Source organism: Sphingomonas sp. HMP9, assembly GCF_013374115.1.
Lineage (GTDB): Bacteria > Pseudomonadota > Alphaproteobacteria > Sphingomonadales > Sphingomonadaceae > Sphingomonas.
This window is the reverse complement of record NZ_AP022673.1, coordinates 3,311,953-3,331,772: the sequence shown is the minus strand read 5'-3', so window position 1 is coordinate 3,331,772 and position 19,820 is coordinate 3,311,953. Positions and strand designations below refer to the sequence as shown.

The 19,820-nt window shown below is 66.9% G+C and carries 15 protein-coding genes and 1 tRNA gene; 6 read left to right on the top strand and 10 right to left on the bottom strand.

Annotation, left to right across the window (positions count from 1 at the left end; genetic code table 11):
* The first annotated feature begins 61 nt into the window (after window positions 1–61).
* A complete protein-coding gene (trmB, locus tag HMP09_RS15040; RefSeq protein ID WP_176501028.1) occupies window positions 62–742 on the top strand; it encodes a tRNA (guanine(46)-N(7))-methyltransferase TrmB in 681 nt (226 codons plus the stop codon).
* A gap of 289 nt (window positions 743–1,031) precedes the next feature.
* On the opposite strand, the gene HMP09_RS15035 is transcribed toward trmB, so the two are convergent.
* Window positions 1,032–1,105: transfer RNA gene (locus HMP09_RS15035), tRNA-Gly, on the bottom strand.
* A 278-nt stretch (window positions 1,106–1,383) separates the two neighbouring features.
* Between HMP09_RS15035 and HMP09_RS15030 the strand changes: the two genes are divergently transcribed.
* Complete coding sequence (locus HMP09_RS15030; protein WP_232090359.1) at window positions 1,384–4,662, top strand: hybrid sensor histidine kinase/response regulator; 3,279 nt, start codon at window positions 1,384–1,386, stop codon at window positions 4,660–4,662.
* A gap of 171 nt (window positions 4,663–4,833) precedes the next feature.
* On the opposite strand, the gene HMP09_RS15025 is transcribed toward HMP09_RS15030, so the two are convergent.
* Both HMP09_RS15025 and acs read right to left on the bottom strand, forming a co-directional pair.
* Entirely contained in the window at window positions 4,834–5,457 is a 624-nt protein-coding gene (locus HMP09_RS15025; RefSeq protein WP_176501027.1) for a response regulator transcription factor, read from the bottom strand.
* Entirely contained in the window at window positions 5,454–7,409 is a 1,956-nt protein-coding gene (acs, locus tag HMP09_RS15020) for an acetate--CoA ligase (protein WP_176501026.1), read from the bottom strand. The genes HMP09_RS15025 and acs overlap by 4 nt, the downstream gene beginning before the upstream one ends.
* Before the next feature lie 145 nt (window positions 7,410–7,554).
* Between acs and HMP09_RS15015 the strand changes: the two genes are divergently transcribed.
* Window positions 7,555–9,024 (top strand): DcaP family trimeric outer membrane transporter, encoded by a 1,470-nt coding sequence (locus tag HMP09_RS15015; protein ID WP_232090357.1) that lies wholly within the window; start codon window positions 7,555–7,557, stop codon window positions 9,022–9,024.
* 227 nt (window positions 9,025–9,251) lie between these two features.
* On the top strand, window positions 9,252–10,919 hold the full coding sequence (locus tag HMP09_RS15010) for an MFS transporter (protein ID WP_176501025.1): 1,668 nt from the start codon (window positions 9,252–9,254) through the stop codon (window positions 10,917–10,919).
* Window positions 10,920–11,046: 127 nt separating this feature from the next.
* Here the strand turns inward: HMP09_RS15010 and HMP09_RS15005 are convergent, their stop codons facing one another.
* From HMP09_RS15005 to HMP09_RS14995, 3 genes are all read right to left on the bottom strand, one after another.
* Window positions 11,047–11,688 carry a hypothetical protein gene (locus HMP09_RS15005; protein WP_176501024.1) on the bottom strand — a complete coding sequence of 214 codons (642 nt, stop codon included), beginning with the start codon at window positions 11,686–11,688 and terminating at the stop codon, window positions 11,047–11,049.
* Between the two features lie 23 nt (window positions 11,689–11,711).
* Entirely contained in the window at window positions 11,712–12,023 is a 312-nt protein-coding gene (locus HMP09_RS15000) for a hypothetical protein (protein ID WP_176501023.1), read from the bottom strand.
* 86 nt (window positions 12,024–12,109) lie between these two features.
* Complete coding sequence (locus HMP09_RS14995) at window positions 12,110–12,379, bottom strand: GlsB/YeaQ/YmgE family stress response membrane protein (RefSeq protein WP_176501022.1); 270 nt, start codon at window positions 12,377–12,379, stop codon at window positions 12,110–12,112.
* A 184-nt stretch (window positions 12,380–12,563) separates the two neighbouring features.
* On the opposite strand from HMP09_RS14995, the gene HMP09_RS14990 reads away from it, so the two are divergent.
* Window positions 12,564–13,448: a PAS domain-containing protein gene (locus tag HMP09_RS14990; RefSeq protein ID WP_176501021.1), complete on the top strand. Its 885-nt coding sequence runs from the start codon at window positions 12,564–12,566 to the stop codon at window positions 13,446–13,448.
* Window positions 13,391–14,038 (top strand): helix-turn-helix transcriptional regulator, encoded by a 648-nt coding sequence (locus HMP09_RS18565; protein ID WP_269473615.1) that lies wholly within the window; start codon window positions 13,391–13,393, stop codon window positions 14,036–14,038. Before HMP09_RS14990 ends, HMP09_RS18565 begins: the two co-directional genes overlap by 58 nt.
* A 6-nt stretch (window positions 14,039–14,044) precedes the next feature.
* Here the strand turns inward: HMP09_RS18565 and HMP09_RS14980 are convergent, their stop codons facing one another.
* The 4 genes from HMP09_RS14980 to HMP09_RS14965 all read right to left on the bottom strand — a co-directional run bounded on the left by HMP09_RS14980 (window position 14,045) and on the right by HMP09_RS14965 (window position 19,791).
* Window positions 14,045–15,241, bottom strand: coding sequence for a multidrug effflux MFS transporter (locus HMP09_RS14980; RefSeq protein ID WP_176501805.1), 1,197 nt, complete (start codon window positions 15,239–15,241; stop codon window positions 14,045–14,047).
* A 182-nt stretch (window positions 15,242–15,423) separates the two neighbouring features.
* A complete protein-coding gene (locus HMP09_RS14975) occupies window positions 15,424–16,167 on the bottom strand; it encodes a class I SAM-dependent methyltransferase (RefSeq protein ID WP_176501019.1) in 744 nt (247 codons plus the stop codon).
* 65 nt (window positions 16,168–16,232) lie between these two features.
* Window positions 16,233–16,505 (bottom strand): DUF1488 family protein, encoded by a 273-nt coding sequence (locus HMP09_RS14970; protein WP_176501018.1) that lies wholly within the window; start codon window positions 16,503–16,505, stop codon window positions 16,233–16,235.
* Between the two features lie 79 nt (window positions 16,506–16,584).
* Window positions 16,585–19,791: an autotransporter outer membrane beta-barrel domain-containing protein gene (locus HMP09_RS14965; RefSeq protein ID WP_176501017.1), complete on the bottom strand. Its 3,207-nt coding sequence runs from the start codon at window positions 19,789–19,791 to the stop codon at window positions 16,585–16,587.
* Window positions 19,792–19,820: the final 29 nt, after the last annotated feature.

The following is a 19,820-nucleotide window of genomic DNA, read 5'->3' as shown; positions in this document are numbered from 1 at the left end:
AGAGTGCAACGGTCCGCGTCGCGCTTTGCTCCGGCGCAATCGCCCGCTAGAGCGCCCGGCGATGAACGATCCTTCTGTTATCCGCCGCCTCTATGGCCGTCGCCAGGGCCACAAGCTGCGCCTTGGCCAAGCCGCGCTCGTCGAGGAAACGCTCGCCGACCTGTCGGTGCCCGAGGAAGGGCCGATCGATGCGATGACGCTGTTCGGCGACGATCGCCCGCTGCATGTCGAGATCGGCTTCGGTGCGGGCGAGCATCTGGCGGGACAGGCCGCGATGAACCCGGGCGTCGGCTTTATCGGCTGCGAACCGTTCTTGAACGGCGTGGTCGGTGCGCTGACGCACATCCGCGACGGCGAACTGACCAACGTCCGGCTGCACATGGGCGATGCGCTGGAGGTGATCGAGCGCCTGCCCGACGCGAGCCTCGACCGGTTGTATCTGCTGCATCCCGATCCCTGGCGGAAGGCGCGCCATGCGAAACGTCGCATGGTCAACCACGGCCCGCTCGACACGATCGCCGCCAAGCTGAAGCCCGGCGCGGAATTCCGGCTCGGCACCGACGATCCGACCTATTGCCGCTGGTCGATGATGATCATGAACGCGCGCCGCGATTTCGAATGGCAGGCGAAGACTCCGCACGACTTCCTGACCCGCCCCGACGACTGGCCCGAGACCCGGTACGAGCGGAAGGCGCGGCGGCAGGGCCACGAGGTGTGGTATTATCGCTACTTGAGGGTCTGACCTCGCAGCCGGGGTGCGGCGCTACAGACGGTGTGATGCATCACGCTCGGGCGACGATCTTTCGAGCAGGCCCCCGCGCTCATAAAGACCATCGCCTCGCCCCGCATCAGGCGAAGATCGCCGCAGGTGTTATCAGGGGATCGATCGGCAACGCGACAGTCGCTGTCACGTCTGTATGAGGCGACCCAAATCGAGCCACGATGCCGTATCCCGGCCGAGTTTTACACCTTACCCGGATCGCTTGCGGCCTAGAGACCGAGGCGTCTAACCGCAGAATACTTGGTGAAAATGGAGCGGGTAACGGGAATCGAACCCGTGTATTCAGCTTGGAAGGCTGCTGTACTACCATTGTACTATACCCGCATAGCCAGCTTTTCGGCGGCTTTGCACTCCTTGCATGGTGTTCCGACATTTCCGGATCGGAATTCGGACGTCCGCCACGCTGCGAGAGCGGTGCGGCGATAGCGCGGGCGGATGATCGGTGCAAGCCGCTAGCCACCGCGTTCCCGCACATACCGCCCGCACATACCGATCGACGGCGGACGCGTGTCCTGTGCTAGATCGTCGGTTCCATCCTGAACCGGAGCGCTGCCATCGTCGGGCCAAGTGTCATCGTCGCGATCCTGACCTACGGCGCGCTGTTGTTCGGGATCGCCTGGATCGTCGACCGCCATGGGCTGTCGGCGCGGCTCCAGCGGATCGCCTATCCGCTGTCGCTGGCGGTATATTGCAGCAGCTGGACGTTCTTCGGCGGAGTCGGCACGGCGGCGACGCGGGGGTGGGATTACCTCGCCATCTATCTTGGCCCGGCGCTGGTGTTCCTGCTCGCGCCCAAGTTTCTTGCGCGGTTGGTGCGGCTGGCGCGCGAGGAAGGGTCGAGTTCGATCTCGGACTTCATTTCGGCGCGTTACGGACGCAGCCGGGGGACGGCGGCGATCGTCGCGGGGACGGCGTTGCTGGCGTCGGTGCCGTATATCGCGCTCCAGTTGCGGTCGGTGACGCTGAGTTTCGGCGCGATCGCGGGCGTCGGCAGTTCGGCAGAGGTCGGTACGTTCGTCGCATTGTTGCTGGCGGTGTTCGCGATCGTGTTCGGCGCGCGGCGGTATGAGGTCGCCGGGCGCAACCCCGGCGTGGTCGCGGCGATCGCGGCGGAGTCTCTCATCAAGCTGTTGTGCTTCGTCGTGCTCGGGGTGGTGACGGTCGCGTTGCTCGCCGATGTTCCGGCGGAGACGCTGGCGCCACCGCTTGCGCGGCTGCAGTCCGGCTTCACCTGGGGCGCGCTGACGTCCGATTTCTGGGTGCGGACCGTGTTGTCGGCACTCGCGATCCTGTGCCTGCCGCGGCAATTTTATGTCGGGGTGATCGAAGCGCAGGGTCCGGACGCGGTCGCCCGAGCGCGCGCGCCGTTCATCGCGTACATGGTGGTGATTTCGGTGCTCGTGCTGCCACTGGCGCTTGCCGGGATGACGCTGTTGCCGGGCGATGCGGAGCCCGATCTCTATGTGCTGACGGTGCCGTTGCGGCAGGGGCATCACCTCGTCGCGCTGCTGGCGTTTCTCGGTGGGTTTTCGGCAGCGACGGCGATGGTGGTGGTCGAGACGATCGCGCTGTCGACGATGGCGACCAACGACCTGCTCGCGCCGTTGCTGCTCCGGCGGCACGGCGCGGCGGGCGAAGGCGAGCTCGGGCGGCGGATGCTGCGCGTGCGGCGGGTCATCATCGCGGCGATCGTCGCGGTCGCGTTGCTCTATGGCCGGAGTCTGGGCGCGGACCTGCCGCTGGCGTCGATCGGGCTGATCGCGTTTGCGGGCGTCGCGCAGTTCGCACCGGCGCTGATCGCGAGCGTGGGCTGGAACTTCGCCGACCATAGCGCCGCGCGCGCGGGGCTGGTCGGGGGCGTGATCGTCTGGATCTACTGCCTGTTGCTGCCGTCGATCGGCGAAGGCGTCGGCCCGGCGCTGGCGCAGTTCACACGCGGCTGGCTCGATCCCGATGCCTTGCTCGGCTGGCGGATCGGCTCGCCCCTGGTCAACGGCACGGTGTGGAGTCTCGGCGTCAACGTTGCGCTGATGGCCGCGCTGCACGTGCGCGAGCGGCATCGGGGGAACGCGGCGCTCGATCACGTCACGACGCTCGGCGAGTTGCGGATGCTGGTCGCGCGGTTCGTCGGCGACGGCGAGGCGGAGGCGATCGGCGTGGCGTCGCCGGACCTGCGCGCGCCGATCGACGGACCCGCCGCGCGCACCGCCGAGCGACTGATCGCCGGCGTGATCGGCGCACCCTCGGCGCGGAAAATCGTCGCGTCGAGCATTGCCGGGTCGGCGATCGACGTCAGCGACGTGGTGCGGCTGCTCGACCAGCGCGGGCGTTCGCTGCGCTTCTCGCGCACGCTCCTGTCGGCGACGCTGGAGACGATCGATCCGGGCGTCAGCGTGATCGATGCGGACCTGCGGCTGGTCGCGTGGAATCCGCGTTACGTCGAGATGTTCGACTATCCCGAGGGCTATGTCGTCGTCGGGCGCTCGATCGCCGACCTGATCCGCTACAATGCCGAGCGCGAGGGGATCAGCGATATCGCGGCGCATGTCGGTCGGCGAGTGGCGCATCTCGCGCGCGGGACGCCGCATAGTTTCGAGCGGCAACGGCCGTCGGGGCGGTGGATCAAGATGGTCGGGCGGCCGATGCCGGGCGGTGGGTACGTCCAGAGTTTCACGGACATCACCGCGGAGAAGGAAGCGCAGGCCGATCTCGAGGCACGCGTGGCGGCGCGGACGCAGGATCTCGCGCGGTCGAACCAGATGCTGGACGAGGCGCGGGCGGTGGCGGAAACCGCGACGCGCGACAAGACGCGGTTCCTGGCGGCGGCGAGCCATGATTTGCTTCAGCCTTTGCATGCGGCGCGGCTGTTCTGTGCGGCGCTCGACGAGGGGAAGGCGCCGCATCAGGGCGACCTGGTACGCGCGATCGATGGCGCGATTGGGTCCGCGGACACGCTGTTGCGTGCGCTGCTCGACGTGTCGCGGCTCGATGCGGGGGGCGTCGTGCCGAAGGTCGAGCGGTTTGCGTTGCGGGCGCTGATCGACGAGCTGGCGGTGCAGTTCCGGCCACTTGCGGGCGAGCGTGGGCTGGTGCTGGCGGCGCATGCCGGTGCGTTCAGCGTGGCGACGGATCGGTCGTTGCTGCGCTCGATCCTGCAGAATTTCCTGTCGAACGCGGTGCGCTATTCGGCGGAGGGGCGGATCTGGATCGGCGCGCGGCGGCGGGGCGACGATGTGCTGATCGAGGTGCGCGACAGCGGGCCGGGGATCGCGCAGGCCGACCGCGAGCGGATCTTCGAGGAGTTCGAGCGGCTCGAAAGCAAGGGGAGCGCGGGCGGCGGCGTCGGGCTGGGGCTGGCGATCGTCCGGCGGATCGCGCGGTTGCTGGGTGTTGCGGTGGAGTTGCGGTCGGCTCCGGGGCGGGGAACGACGTTTGCGGTGCGCGTGCCGTTGGCGCCTGCTGGACTGGATGCGGCGTTGCCGACGCCGTCGGCGACACGCGCGCTGGTGCCGGGTTTGCGCGTGCTGTGCCTCGACAATGATGCGACGATCCTGGCGGCGCTCGATGCGGCGTTGCGGGCGCGGCGGTGCGTGCCGTTGCTGGCCGCGACGATCGCCGAGGCGATGGAGCTGGCGGCGGACGAGGAGCCGGATGCGGCGCTGGTCGACTTCCATCTTGACGAGGCGGAGGACGGGCTGGACGTGGTCGCGCGATTGCGGGCGATGACGCCGGCGCCGGCGATCGCGCTGGTGACGGCGGACCGTGCGGTTGCGGACGATCCACGGTGCGCCGGACTCGTGGTGCTGACGAAGCCCGTCGTGCCGGCGGATCTTTGGCGGTTTATCGAGGAGGCTTCGGCAGCGGCGGCGCGGGGGAGTTGAGCGTTTGAATCCTCCACGCCAGGGGGAGGTGCAGGCGTTTGCCGACGGAGGGGGCGGTAAGGAGTAACGGCGGTTGCGTGTCCTCCCCCTCCGTCGCCTTCGGCGCCACCTCCCCCTTGCGGGGGAGGATCGTGCCAGGGCCGATGACGTTGGGAGGGGAATAGTGCGTGGCTAGTCGGCGAAGTGGATGTCCATCGCTCTGGCTGCGAGAACTGCCTGTGTGCGGTTTTGGACGCCGAGTTTGCGGAGGATGGCGGTCATGTGACCTTTTACGGTGCCTTCGGAGATACCGAGGTCGAAGGCGACTTGCTTGTTCAGGCGGCCGGCCAATACGCCGAGCAGTACCTTCAGTTCGGTTGGCGTGAGGCTCGCGACGCGCGTGGCCATGTCGTCGACGGGCGCGCCTTCGGGCGATGCGTCGCGTTCGCCGGCGAGGGCTCGGGCGACAGCTTTTTCCAGCGCGGCCAGATCGGCTGTTTTCGACACGAAACCGACCGCGCCATATGCCCTCGCGCGCGGGGCGGCTTCGGTCTCGTCCGCCGACGAGATGACGAGGATCGGCGTGTCGGGGCGTTCGGCGTGGAGCAGTGCGACGCCGGCAAAGCCTTCCGACCCCGGCATCCGCAGGTCGAGCAGGATCAGGTCGAGCCGCTCAGCACCGCGCACCGCGTCTACCGCTTCGCACAGCTGCCCCGCCTCGATCACCACCGCATCGGGCGCGGCGCGGCTGACCGCCAGTCTCAGCGCCTGGCGGAACAGCGGGTGATCGTCGGCGATGAGGATCGTGCGAGTCATGCCGGGACGGGAATGGCCTCCTCGCGACCCGCGATCAAGGCGTCGACCACCGCGGGGTCGGCGAGCGTCGAGGTGTCGCCGAGCTGGTCGAGCTGATTCTCCGCGATCTTGCGCAGGATGCGGCGCATGATCTTGCCCGAGCGCGTCTTGGGGAGCGCGGGCGCGAACTGGAGGATGTCGGGCGTCGCGATCGGGCCGATTTCGCGGCGGACCCACTGGACGAGTTCCTTGCGCAGGTCGTCGCTCGGCTCGGCGTTCGCATTGAGCGTGACGTAGGCATAGATGCCCTGCCCCTTCACGTCGTGCGGCATGCCGACGACCGCGGCCTCGGCCACCTTCGAATGCGCGACAAGCGCGCTCTCGACCTCGGCAGTGCCCATGCGGTGGCCGCTGACGTTGATGACGTCGTCGACGCGGCCAGTGATCCAGTAATAGCCGTCCTCGTCGCGGCGACAGCCGTCGCCGGTGAAATACTTCCCGGGATAGGTCGAGAAATAGGTCTGGAAGAAGCGGTCGTGATCGTTCCACACGGTGCGCATCTGGCCGGGCCAGCTGTCGGCGATGACGAGGTTGCCCTCGACTGCGCCGTCGAGCACCTTGCCGTCCGCATCGACCAGCTCTGGCATCACCCCGAACAGCGGCTTGGTCGCGCTGCCAGGCTTCAGTGCGGTCGCGCCGGGAAGCGGGCTGATCATGTGGCCGCCCGTCTCGGTCTGCCACCAGGTGTCGACGATCGGGCAACGGCCGTCGCCGACGACCTTGTGGTACCAGTTCCACGCCTCGGGATTGATCGGTTCGCCGACCGTACCGAGCAGGCGGAGCGACTTGCGGCTGGTGCGCGTGACCCAGTCGTCGCCCTCGCGCATCAACGACCTGAGCGCGGTCGGCGCTGTGTAGAGGATGTTGACCTGGTATTTGTCGACGATCTGCCAGAAGCGGCTGTGATCGGGGTAGTTGGGCACGCCCTCGAACATCACCGTCGTCGCGCCGTTCGCGAGCGCGCCGTACAGCGAATAGGTGTGGCCAGTGACCCAGCCGACGTCGGCCGCGCACCAGAAGATCTCACCGGGACGGTAGTTGAAGACGTATTCATGCGTCATCGACGCCCAGACCAGATAGCCGCCGGTCGAGTGCAGCACGCCCTTGGGCTGGCCGGTCGAGCCGCTGGTGTAGAGGATGAACAGCGGGTCTTCGGCGTTCATCGGCTCGGGTGCGCAGTCGGTCGACTGACCCTCGACGCAATCGGAATACCAGCAGTCGCGGCCTTCGGTCATCGTGACCGTGCCGCCGGTGCGGCGGACGACGATGACGGTCTCGACCGCGAGGTCGCCGTGATCGAGCGCGGCGTCGACGTTCGCCTTCAAGGGCACGGTCTTGCCACCGCGCAGACCCTCGTCGGCGGTGATGACAAGGCGGCTGTCGCAGTCGTGGATGCGGTTGCACAGGCTCTCGGGCGAGAAGCCGCCAAAGACGACCGAATGGATCGCGCCGATCCGCGCGCAGGCGAGCATCGCGAACGCCGCCTCGGGGATCATCGGCAGATAGATCGTGACGCGGTCGCCCTTCTGGACGCCCTTCGCCTTCAGCGCGTTGCCGAGCCTCGACACTTCGTCGCGCAGTTCGGCATAGCTGATCTTGCGGTCGTCGGCGGGGTTGTCGCCCTCCCACAGGATCGCGGTGGCGTCGGGACGGGCGTCGGCATGGCGATCGATGCAGTTGGCGGCGACGTTGAGCTGACCGTCCTCGAACCAGCGGATACGGAAGTCGCTCTCGTCGAACGACGTGTCCTTGATCTTGGTCGGGGCGACGATCCAGTCGAGGCGCTTGGCTTCCTTCGCCCAGAACGCATCGGGATCGGTCGCGGCCTCGGCATACATCCGGTCATAGGCGGCGGCGTCGATCAGGGCGTCCTTCGCCCATGCCGCGGGGACGGGATAGCTTGCCTCGGTCATCTGGCTCTCCTTTTGCCGCGCTGTACGCGGTCGTGGTCCGGCGATCATCCCGCACCAAAGTAAGGGGTGGACCGGGGTTCGCAATGCGCCATGATGACGACGCTAATTCCACGCGCAAGACCAGTGGAAGAGTGCGGAGACGGGGATGACACGGATGGTTTTCAAGACACGGCTGGCGCTGACCGCCCTGCTCGCCGGTACCGCGCTGGTACCAGGCATTGCGCAGGCGCAGACGGCGCGCGAGGTCGAGCTGGAGACGCGGCTGAAGGCGCTGGAGGCTGCGGTGCAGGATCTGCGCGGCGAGTTGAACGCTGCGCGGGCGACGGCGTCGACGGCGACCCAGCCTTCTCCCGTCGGCTCTCCGTCCGGTCAGTCTTCGGCCACCGCGGTGGCGTCGTCGCAGACCGCGCCGCATCCGACCGCACCCGTCGGACCGACCGCGCCAACCGCGCTGGCCGAGGCCAAACCGACCGGACCGGGCGCTGCACCCACCGACGGGTTCAAGGTCGCGGGGACGACGGTCAAGCTCAATGGCTTCATCAAGACCTGGGCGTCGGTCAGTCGCTACAGCGGCGGCAATATCGCGCCGGAATCGGTCGGCCGCGATTTCTATTTTCCCAGCATGACCCCGGTCGGCGGTCGCAACGAGGGCAACAGCTTCGAATCGCACGCCAAGCAGACCCGGATCGTGCTGGCGACGGACACGCCGATCGCCGGGCACAGCCTGAAGGGCCTGGTCGAACTCGATTTCCAGGTCGTGCCGGGGACGCAGGGCAACCAGCGCGTCGTCAGCGGGTATAACCCGGGCCTGCGCCGGGCGTTCTTCACCTACGACAATTGGCTGTTCGGGCAGGAGTGGACGACGTTCCAGTATATCGGCGCGCTGCCGGAGACGACCGACTTCATCGGGCCGTCGGAAGGCAGCGTGTTCGTGCGGCAGGCACAGATTCGGTACACGCGGAAGCTGAGCGATACGCTGTCGCTGTCGGTAGCCGCGGAAAATCCCGAGACTGCTTCGACCAATTTGGTGTCCGCCGCGGTCGTCGAGAATGCCGACGATCGTCTTCCCGACGTCGCCGCACGGCTGAACTACAAGACCGCGTTCGGCGAGTTTTCGCTAGCGGGCCTGGCGCGGAAATTGACGATCGACACCGGCACGTTGAACGAGAGTGCGACGGGCTGGGGCGTGTCGTTCGCGGGCAAGGTGCCGCTCGACGTGTCGGGTCGCTCGGACATTCGCTTCATGGTGACGCATGGCGACGGCATCGGCCGCTATGTCGGCCTGAACCTCGCGCCCGACGCGGTGTTCGCAGCGGTGCCTGGGGCCGAGTTGCGGACGCCGAGCCTGACCGCCGGGTTCGCGGCACTCAAGCTCGGCTGGACCGACAAGCTGCGTTCGACCTTCATCGGCAGCGTCCAGTCGATCGACTATCCGACCGGCGGCGAACCGATCGGCGCGAGTGCGTCGGCATGGAGCGCGTCCGCCAACCTGTTCTTCTCGCCGGTCAAGGCCATCGATCTTGGTGTCGAATTCCGTCACGCGGAACGCGCGCTGGTCGATGGGCAGGTCGGCAAGATGGACCGCGGCGAGCTCGCGGCACGGTATTCGTTCTAAAGCATGAATTTGCGATCGTCTCCTGCAAGGGGGAGGTGCCGCCGAAGGTGACGGAGGGAGAGGGCACGCAACGGGGGTGATCCCTTTCCTCCCCCTCCGTCTGGCGAGAGCCAGCCACCTCCCCCTGGCGGGGGAGGATGAGCGGGGCGCCACATCGATTTTTTTGCGTTCACAAGTCGGCGGAGATCGGCTGTTCCACCCAATTTTCCTTCTGAGAGGATACCGCCATGGCGACTACTACCGGGGACGCATCGCCCCTTGGTCACGTGAAGCAGAGCCAGCCGCTCATCATCATCGCGTCGTCGCTGGGCGCGGTGTTCGAATGGTATGATTTCTATCTCTACGGCCTGCTCGCGACGATCATCACCGCGCAGTTCTTCTCGGGCGTAAACGAGACGACCGGGTTCATCTTCGCGCTCGCGGCGTTCGCGGCCGGGTTTGCGGTGCGGCCGTTCGGCGCGCTCGTGTTCGGGCGGATCGGCGATGTCGTCGGCCGCAAGAACACCTTCCTCGTCACCATGGCGATCATGGGGCTGTCGACGTTCCTCGTCGGCCTGCTGCCGAGCTATGCCTCGGTCGGCGTCGCCGCGCCGATCGCGCTGGTCGTTCTGCGGCTGTTGCAGGGTCTCGCGCTCGGCGGTGAATATGGCGGCGCTGCGACCTATGTCGCCGAGCATGCGCCCGACAAGAAGCGCGGGCTGTTCACCAGCTTTATCCAGACCACCGCGTCGCTAGGGTTGTTCGCGGCGCTGCTGATCGTCATCGGCGTGCGCACGCTGGTCGGCGAAGAGGCGTTTGCCGCCTGGGGCTGGCGTATCCCGTTCATCGTCTCGATCGCGCTGCTCGCGGTGTCGCTGTGGATCCGCATGCAGCTCGAAGAGAGCCCGGTGTTCCAGAAGATGAAGGACGAGGGCAAGACGTCGAAGGCACCGCTGACCGAGGCGTTCGGCCAGTGGAGCAACCTCAAGATCGTGCTGATCGCGCTGTTCGGTGCGGTCGTCGGGCAGGGCGTCGTGTTCTACACCAGCCAGTTCTACGCGCTGTTCTTCCTCGAGAAGAACCTGCGTGTCGACGGGCCGACCACCAACATCCTGATCGCGATCGCGCTGCTGATCGCGACGCCGGCGTTCATCTTCTTCGGCTGGCTGTCAGACAAGATCGGGCGCAAGTGGATCATCCTGACCGGCTGCGCGCTCGCCGCGCTGACCTACATGCCGCTGTTCCATGCGCTGTCGAAGGCCGCCAACCCGGCACTCTATGCGGCGCAAGCCAATTCGCCGGTGAGCGTCGTCGCCAACCCCGACGAGTGCTCGGTGCAGTTCGATCCCGTCGGCAAGAACAAGTTCGACAGCAGCTCGTGCGACATCGCCAAGTCGTACCTAGCCAAGGCGGGCATCTCCTATGCCAACGTCGTCGCGCCTGCCGGCACCGTCGCGCAGATCCATATCGGCAGCGCGACCATTCCCGTCGTCAACCCGGCGGTCGTCTCGGGGCCAGACAAGGCCGCCGCGATCAAGGCGTTTGGTGCCGAGGTGAAGACTGCCCTCACCGCGGTGGGCTACCCTGAAAAGGCCGATCCGGCGCAGATCAACAAGCCGCTGGTCGTCGCGATCCTGGTTATCCTCGTGCTGTACGTGACGATGGTCTACGGGCCGATCGCGGCGCTACTGGTCGAGCTGTTCCCGACCAAGATCCGCTACACGTCGATGTCGCTGCCCTATCATATCGGCAATGGCTGGTTCGGCGGGTTCCTGCCGACCGCGGCGTTCGCAATGGTCGCGGCGACCGGGGATATCTATTACGGGCTCTGGTACCCGATTGTGGCATGTGCGGTGACGGCGCTGGTGGGCCTGGTGTTCCTGCCGGAGACGTTCCGACGGTCGCTCCACAGCTGAGATCCTCAGGCTAGCATCGAACGACGAAGGGGTCGGTTTGGTTGAACCCAAACCGACCCCTTCGCTATTCCGACGCCATCGCCCTTGCCGCCCGATACGCCGGCGGCAAGGACGGTGATGGCGTCGTTCAGTAGGTCGTCGAGTTGGTCGACGACACCGAACCATACCGACCGCGCTCCGTAGCGACCTCGTCGCGCGTATACGCAGGCGCTGCCTCGTCGAAGCGCGTCCAGCCATCCTGGCGATAGGCGGCACCGCGGGTGGTCGCATCGACCGACCGATGACGATCGAGAACCGCTTCGGCCTCGGCTGCGAGACTGTCGTCGACTCGTGCGCTCAGCAGGGTGCCGCCGCGACGGACGCCTTCCGAATAGACATGCGCTTCGTCGTCGGTGTGACCCGCGTCCTTCAGGGCGCCGACGATCGTGCCGGTCGCGGCTCCGCCCGCTGCACCGATGCCCGCACCGACCACGGTCGACGCAAGCCAGCCGGCGGCGACGATCGGTCCCAGGCCCGGAATCGCGAGCAGGCCGAGACCGGCGAGCAGGCCGCCGACACCGCCAACGGCTGCACCGGTCGAGACACCGCGGCTGACATCGCCGCGATCGTCGACGTCACCGAGCGACGTGTCGTGATCGCCGTGCGCGCCGTCGGCGTTGTTCGCGACGATGCTGATCGCGTCGTGCGGCACGCCGAGACGCTCGAGGTCGTTCAGTGCGGACTTGGCGTCGGAATAGTCGTCGAACAGGCGGGTAAGGGTCTTGGTCATCGTTTCTCTCCTAAGAAAATGGATTAGCGCGCGGTCACGTTGCCCTTGTAGTCGAGCCCGACATTGACCGTCTTGCCGGCCTTGGTCGCGCTGCCGCGCCAGACGCCGTCCTTGTCCTTCGCCAGGCGCGAGACGGACCGGTAACCGGCCTTGGTCAGGCGACCACGAGCCTGGTCCTCGGAAAAGGAATTGGCGCCCTTGGCCGGTGCTGTGACGCGCGCGGCATCGTTGTTCTTGACGGCGGGGTTGTGCGCGCCGGCATGCGTCGCGGTCTGGGCGACGGCGCTGGAGGCCAGCAGCAATGCGCCGCATGCCATGAATGCTCGAACGGTCATGATACTCTCCTGGTTGTTCGGTTCTGGAAATGAGGGCGTTCGCCGGGTGGGAGGCGACATGTCGATCACGCCGCCCCCCGATCGGATCAGCGAACCGTACCGCGACGAAACATGTTGACGATCGCAAGCAGGATCACTGCGCCGACCAGCGAGATCAGGATCGACTGGATGTTGAGCGCGCCGTCCATGATCGATGCGCCACCGATCAGCGGCGTGATCAGGAAGCCGGCGAGCAACGCGCCGACGATGCCGACGACGATGTTCAGGATGATACCCTGCTGCGCGTCGGTGCGCATGATCATGCTGGCGACCCAACCGATGAGCCCGCCGACGACGAGAAGAATGATGAGGTTCATGATGAGGCTCCTGGACGATGATAGTTCGGGTGATTGTACAGGGTGCTCAACCGTCGAAACCGCGGATCCGTTCAGTTTCGGCGCCGCGACCGGATTTTTCGATTGGTGCTCAGATACTGGGCGCATTGGTATAAATGTAGCGCCGGGCACGGAACCGCAGCCCCCTTTTGGTCGCTGGACCGACATGACCAAGACGAATGGCAAGCCGCTCCACGCACCGACGCTGCACCACCTCGAACAGCTCATGACCGGGTTGCTCGAAGGCGTCATCCTGATGGATCCGACCGGCATCATCCTCAGCGCGAACCCGGCCGCGCTGAAGATGCACGGCGTCACGGCGTTGGCGGATCTGGGCGAGACCGCGGACGATTATGCGGCGCGCTTCCGGCTGCGGTACCGCGACGGTCGCAAGCTGCCGCGCCGCGAATACCCGTTGATGCGGCTGCTCGCCGGCGAAAGCTTTCCCGACCTCATCGTCGAGGTCTCGTCACCGGACGCGGACGAGCCGCGCTGGGTGCATCAGGTCCGCGACATCGTCATGGACGAAGATGGCGGCGATCCCGATTGCTTGGGGATGGTGATCAACGACGTCTCCGAACGGTTCGACGCGGAGGACCGGTTCCAGGCGATGTTCCATGCAAACCCCGCCCCTGCCCTCATCATGCGCGTCGCCGACCAGCGCTATGTGCTGGTCAACCAGGGGTTCCTCGATCTCTCCGGCTATGACCGTGACCAGATCGTCAGCAGGACGTTGTTCGATCTCGACTTCCTCGCCGAGGTCGAGCGCAAGCCGTTCGTCAAGGACCGCGTCGCAGCCGGCAAGACCGTCCCGCAACTCGAGGCCGAGCTGCCGCTCGCGGGGGGGACAAGACGCTGGTCATCCTTGCCGGCCAGCCGATCGAGCTCGCGAACGAAGACTGCCTGCTCTTCACCTTCGCCGATCTCGAACCCCGGCGCCGCGCGCAACTGGCGTTGCAGGCCAGCGAACGCCATTTCGCGTCGGTGTTCGAGATGGCGCCCGTCGCGATGGTCATCACCAAGGGCGACGAGAACCGCATCGTGGAGGTGAACGCGGCGTTCAAGAGCCTCACCGGCTACACCGATCACGCGCTCGTCGACCGGCTCGCGGACGACCTCCAGCTGTGGAACGATGCGGCGCAGCGGGTCGAGCTGGAAACCGAGATCCGCGAACGCAACGGCATCCGCGGCCACGATGTCCGCCTGCTTCACAAGAACGGCGAAACACTGGACTGCCTCGTCTCCGCCGAACGGATCAGCGTCGACGGCACGCCCTGCGTCGTGTGGCTGTATCAGGACATATCGGCACGCCGCCGCGGCGAACTCGAACTCGTCGAGGCGATCGACGCGGTGATGAAGGATGCCAACTGGCTCAGCCGGTCGATCATGGACAAGCTGGCGACCCTGCGCAATCCGCGCGCCAGTGCGGGTACCACGCCCCCCACCACCGAACTCAGCAAGCGCGAACGTGAAGTTCTCGAGCTGATCTGCCAGGACCTCGACGATGCGGCGATCGCCACCCGGCTAGACCTGTCGCGCAACACGGTGCGCAACCATGTCGCGCGGCTCTATGCGAAGATCGGCGTCAACCGGCGCAGCGCGGCGATCGTGTGGGCGCATGAACGCGGCGTCGGGGCGTGACGCGCATCAGGCCTTGTGATGCGCGTGGAACAGCTTGCCGCCCTCGACCATGTACACCACCGCCAGCACGCCCAGCCCGATCGCGAGATAGCCGATCGCCAGCGGATAGGTGGTGCCGTTGTACGACTGGCCGATCAGCGAACCGACGATCACCGCACCGACGCTGGTGATGAATCCCTGGATGGAGGATGCGGTGCCGGCGATGTGCCCAACCGGCTCCATTGCCATCGCCCCGAAATTCGATCCGCACAGGCCGATGCACGTCATGCTCAGCGCCTGGAACAGCATGTAGGTCCAGAGCGACTCCGACCCGGCCGCGATCACGCCGATATGGATCACCGACAGCGCGATCAGCCCCAGCACCGCGGCCTGCGATATGAGGCGCGTGCCGAGACGCTCGACCAGCCGGCTGTTGGCGAACGACGCGCACCCCATCGAAAACGCGCAGACCGCGAACAGGATCGTGAACCGCTCGCCGGCATGGAACTCGTCAACGAAGATCTGCTGCGCCGACGAGACAAAGGCGATGATCCCGCCGAACGTCATCGACGCCGCGACCGCATAGCCTGCCGAATAGCGGTTGGTCAGCGTCAGCGAATACGCCCGGCGAAGCGACGCGAACGACAGCGGCGAGCGGCGCTCGACCGGCAGCGATTCGCGCAACCGCGTCGCCGACCAGGCAAGGACGAATGCGGCAAAGCCCGCCAGCGCGTAGAAGATGAACCGCCACGGACCGAATGCGAGCAGCACCTGCCCGAGGCTGGGCGCCATGATCGGCACCAGGAAGAAGATCATCTGCGCGACCGACAGCGTGCGCGCCATCTGGCGACCCGAATACCGGTCCCGCACGATGGCGACCGCGAGCACGCGAGTCGAGGCGGACATCAGCCCCTGGAGAACGCGTGCACCGAGCAAGGCCGCGAACGTCTGCGATCCGGCCGCGAAGATGCTCGCCGCAACGAAGCCCGTGAGCGTGACGAGCAGGATGATCCGGCGGCCGTAGCGATCGGCGAGCGGCCCATAGACGAGTTGCCCCGCGCCGAAGCCGAGCATGTATGCGGTGATGATCCACTGGCGATGGTTCGCGGTGGCGATGCCGAGCTGGTGGCCGATATCGGCGAGCGCCGGCAGCATCAGGTCGACGCCAAGTGCGTTGACCGCCATCAACGCGGCGATGAAGGCGACGAACTCGCCTGGACGCATCGATGGGGCAGCAATTTTGTCGTTCATCAAAGTCGCTTAGGGCTGTCCCGCCGCGAACGCCATGCCCGAGCGCTGGACTCGAACGCCATGCGGGACGGCGATGGCGACGGATCGACGCGCGCGGATGCCGTCGATCCGCCGCCCCGTCGTTCCGTCGCCCCGTCGTTCCGTCGCCGACGCGCTTAGGGCTTCTTGAACTTGTAGACGAACTGGTCGGTCTTGCCGCGGATCGCGGGGTCGAACACCGGCTTGGTGTGATCGTCGGACGGATTGCGCAGCACGGTCGATTCGCCGACGAACTTGAACCCCGCCGCCTGGACCTGCGCCTTGACCGCCGCCGGGTCGATCCGGTGCCGTGTCTCGGTGCCGGCCATGCCGCTGCCGGGGGCGTCGGCATGATCGATCACGACGTAGATGCCGCCGCGCTTGAGCATGTTGAACACCGCCTTGTCGAAGGCCTTCAACGCGCGCTCGCCACCACCGTTATTGGCGATGTCGTGATAATTTTGCACGGTCCAGAACAGGTCGACCGGCTTGGGCGAGGTCGGCAGGTTGGTTGGCTGGACGACGGCGGTGACGTTGGCGAGGTTGCGCGCCTGAAGCGCGGGCAGGGTCTTCTCCGCATATTTCGCGCCTGCGGCCGGCCAGACCGCGTAGACATGGCCCTTGGCTCCGACGATGCCGGTAAAGATCCGTGTCCAATACCCTTCACCGGGCAGGTAATCGATCACGACGTTGCCCGGGCGCACACCCGAGAAGGCGAGGACGTCGGCAGCCTTGCGGCGGAAGTCATCGCCTTGCTGATCAGCGCGGGCCGGATCCGCCAGTGCGATGGTGATCGCGGGACTGACCTTCTGCGCCTGTGCCGCCGTCGCGCCGGTTGCGACTGCCATCGCCACGGCAAAACCCATGCAAATCGATTTCATCATCCGTCTCCCCAGCGTCCGGACGACAATGCCGGATCGTCGTGAGGATCGGCCGGAAGAGGGTGCTAGTCCAGATCGTTTTCGCTGATGACGACGATCTCCTGGTCGGGATCGCGCGCAAGGGCCACGACACCGAGTTCGGCGATCTCTTCGGCATGCTGTTTGAAGATCGCCACGGCCTCGCCCTCGGGCGATACGGTGCTGAGCGCTTCGAGCACGTCGTACTGGACCGCGAACTGATAGCGTTCTTCGCTCACCTCGGCCTCGAACTCGACCTGGCGCAGGTCGCTATTGTCCTCGAGGGTCTTCATGTCGATGTTCAAACGGTCGTCGGCCATATCTTCACTCCTGCTCTGCGCCGACAACAGTCCAGGGGCGGAATCGAGCCATCGCCCGCCCCCGGAACATGCCGTCGCCTCAGAGCCCGATCTGCAGGCTGGCGCGCAGCGACAGCGCGACGCGGCCCTGTTGCTGCTCGGCGTTGAACTCTCCGCCCATCCGGAAGATGCCGTTGCCACCGACGCCGCGCAGCTTGCCGACCCAGCCGCTGGTGCGCTTGTCGGGAGTCAGCGTGAACGACTGGCCGCCTTCGAACGACGCAGTGGTCGCACCCAGACCACCACCGACGATCTGGCGCCGGCCGCCTTCGGCTTCGACACGGAACCAGCCGTCTTCGAACTTGGGTCCGCCGAAGTTCAGCCCGAGGGCGCCGCTCCCGGTGACCGCGAGCTCGTCGCTGGTCCGCGACCGCACGACGAGGTCGATCGCCTTGCCGCCGCCGGTCTCGCTGTACCCGTCCTCCTTGAGCTTGTAATAGTCGATCGCGAGCACCGGGCGGAAGGTAAGCATGCCGGTGCCCGCCTCGTACGACAGGCCCCCGGATGCCGCGTACAGCGTGCCGTCCCAGTCGCCCTTCGACGTCCGCGAGACCACTTCGCTCCCGATCGCGCCGCTGAACTGACGGACACCGCCGAACTTCACCTTCGCACCCGAGGCGCGGGCATTGGCCTGCAGGCCACCCCAATGCCCGCGCCAGTATCCGGCCAGCTCATACTGGTCCGAATTCACTTCGTTGTCCGTACCGTCGTCGGCATCCTGGCCATGCAGATAGGCGAGCGAGGTCCCGAAATTGCCGACGCCGGTCTTGTATTCGGCACCGGCCGAGACACCCCAGCCACTGACGTCGTAGCCCGCCGTGTCGGCAACGCTCTTCGACGTCCCCCACGCGACCTGGGTCACCCAATAGCCCCATTTGCCTTCGTCCTTGAACGGGCCGTGCGGGTCGGCGAGCAGGCGGGCGGTGGCGCGCGAGCCCATCGTCACGGTCTCGAACGTGCCGCCGGCATGATCGGGCAGCATCTGGCGGACCGAGCCGCGGAACGCGTCTGCGTCGGTGATGTTGAGGAACGCGCCACCAACCTTGGCGTCGTTGCCGAGCGCCTTGTAGATCGCGTCGTAGGCCGAGGCTTGCGAGCGATTGAGCCCGAGTTCGGTCGACGATTTGCGCGCGACGTCGACGGCGAGATCATTGCCCGTGCCGGTCGCGATGCTGCCCTTGTAGAGGAACGGAAGCAGCGTCGTGGTCGCGGTCAGGTTTGCAGCCCCCGTCAACGTGCCCGCGCGCAGGACGGTGTAGCGGCCCTCCGCATCGACGACGCTGGTCAGTTTCAGCGCGAGCTTCGAATCCTTGTCGAACGCGGCCGTGCCGGCGACCTGGATCATGGTGCCGGTGCCGCCGGTCTTGTCGAGCGTCACCGCCAGGATACCGCCGCCGCCGACCGACAGCGACGCGATCGACGCCGCCTTGGTGATGTCGAGCGTTCCGCCGTTGACCGCCACCGCAAGGCCATTCGCATTGAGGAGCGTGCCGGAGAAGCGCGCGGTGCCGCCGAGCGTCAGCGTGTCGGCACCGCCGCCGAAGTCGGCCGCGCCGCCGAACACCGACGTCCCCGTGAGTGCGAGTGCGTCGTTGCCTGCACCGAACACAGCGCCACCGGCGAAGGTCGCATCGCCCGACAGTGCGAGGCGGTTGTTGCCGCTGCCGAACCGTGCGGTGCCGGTAACGGTGCCGTCGGCGACGTCGAATACGTCGCTACCGCTGCCGAAGCGCACGTCGCCGACGATCGCGGGCGCCGCGATGCCGGTGGCGACCGCGGTCTGGCGGACGATCGCGCCGGTGGTGTTGGCCGAGAGATCGATCGCGACGTTGCGCTCGGACGTGGCGAGCGCCCCCGATGCGCCGATCCCGCCGCTATTCTCGACCAGCGTGACGGTGCCCGACCGATCGAGGATGCCGATCGCGGTGCCGTCGGCCGCCTGTGCCGCCGCCTTGATCGTGCCGCTGTTGCGGATCGTACCGACCGATGCGCCGGTGTCGACCAAGACCGCCGTCGAGCGCGATGCGGTCGTACCGCCCCCTGCCGCGGAGATCGTGCCGGCGTTGCGGATTTCAGGGGTCGATGCACCGCTGCCGAGCTTCAACGCCGTCGCGCTCGCGCCGTTCGCTGTCGCGGCCACCGTCCCGTTGACGGCGATCCCGCCGGCGATCGTCACGGCGCCGCCAAGGCCACCGATCGCGAGGCCGTTGCCCTCGACGCCGCCATAGACGCCGCTGCCCGCGATGCCGCCGTCGACGATCAGGCCGAAGCCGGTCCCGGTGCCCGCGACCGCGCCGATCGCGACGGCGCGCGTGGCCGAGCCGATCTGCACCGCCGGCGCCGCGCCGAACGACGTGATCGCCGCCGAGCCTTCGGTGGCGTCGGGAAGCCCGTCCTTGTCCTCGTCGGTATCGGTCGTGCTCGCGTCCTTCGGCGGGATCGCGAAGATGATCCCGCCCGAGACGTTGCCCGCGACGACCAGCGCGGATCCGCCCTGCAACAGATCGTCGGCGTCGAGCTTCGATACGTCGGCAGGTGCGGTCGCATAGCGATAGCCGGTCGAACCGAGCGCGCCCTGCACCACCAGCGCGCCGGTGATGTTGCCATCGACGCGCGCCGCGACCGCGCCCTGCCCGATCGCTGCGATCGTACCCGCGAGCCGGACGTTGCCGGTGACGTCGGCGACCCGCACGCCGGTCGATCCGTCACCGGTGACCGCGGTCTGCCCGTCATGCGTGAACGCGCCGGTCAGGGGGCCGCCGAGCCAGATGCCGGCGGAGTTGTTGCCTTTGACCGTGATCGCGCCGCTGTTGACGATTGCCCCCGCATACGCGCCCGCCGTGCGGATACCGGTGCGGCCAGTGCCTGCCGCGAACGGGCCGTCGAGGTCGCCGTCCTTGTCCGTGTCCGTCGCGACATAGCTTTCGTCGATGATGATCTTGCCGGTCGTCGTGTTGGTGATCCCGCCGCCGGTGCCCGCATTGGCGAGGACGCCGGTCGAACCGTCGGCATTGGTGACCTGGATCGTGCCTTCGTTGCTGAGCGAGTTTACGCTGTCGACAGTCACTGCGGTGCCGCTCGTCGGCGTCACGGAACCGGCGGCAGCAATGCGAATATTGTCGGGCGCACCGGCCTTGATCGTCGAGGTCCGCACCGTATCGGTCCGCTTGGTGTCGATCACGGTCTGCGCCTGGGCGCCAGTCGTGACCGCGAACAGGCAGGTGGTGGTCAGCAGGAGACGACGCATACGGAACCCTTTTCGATGTGTTTTCGAGA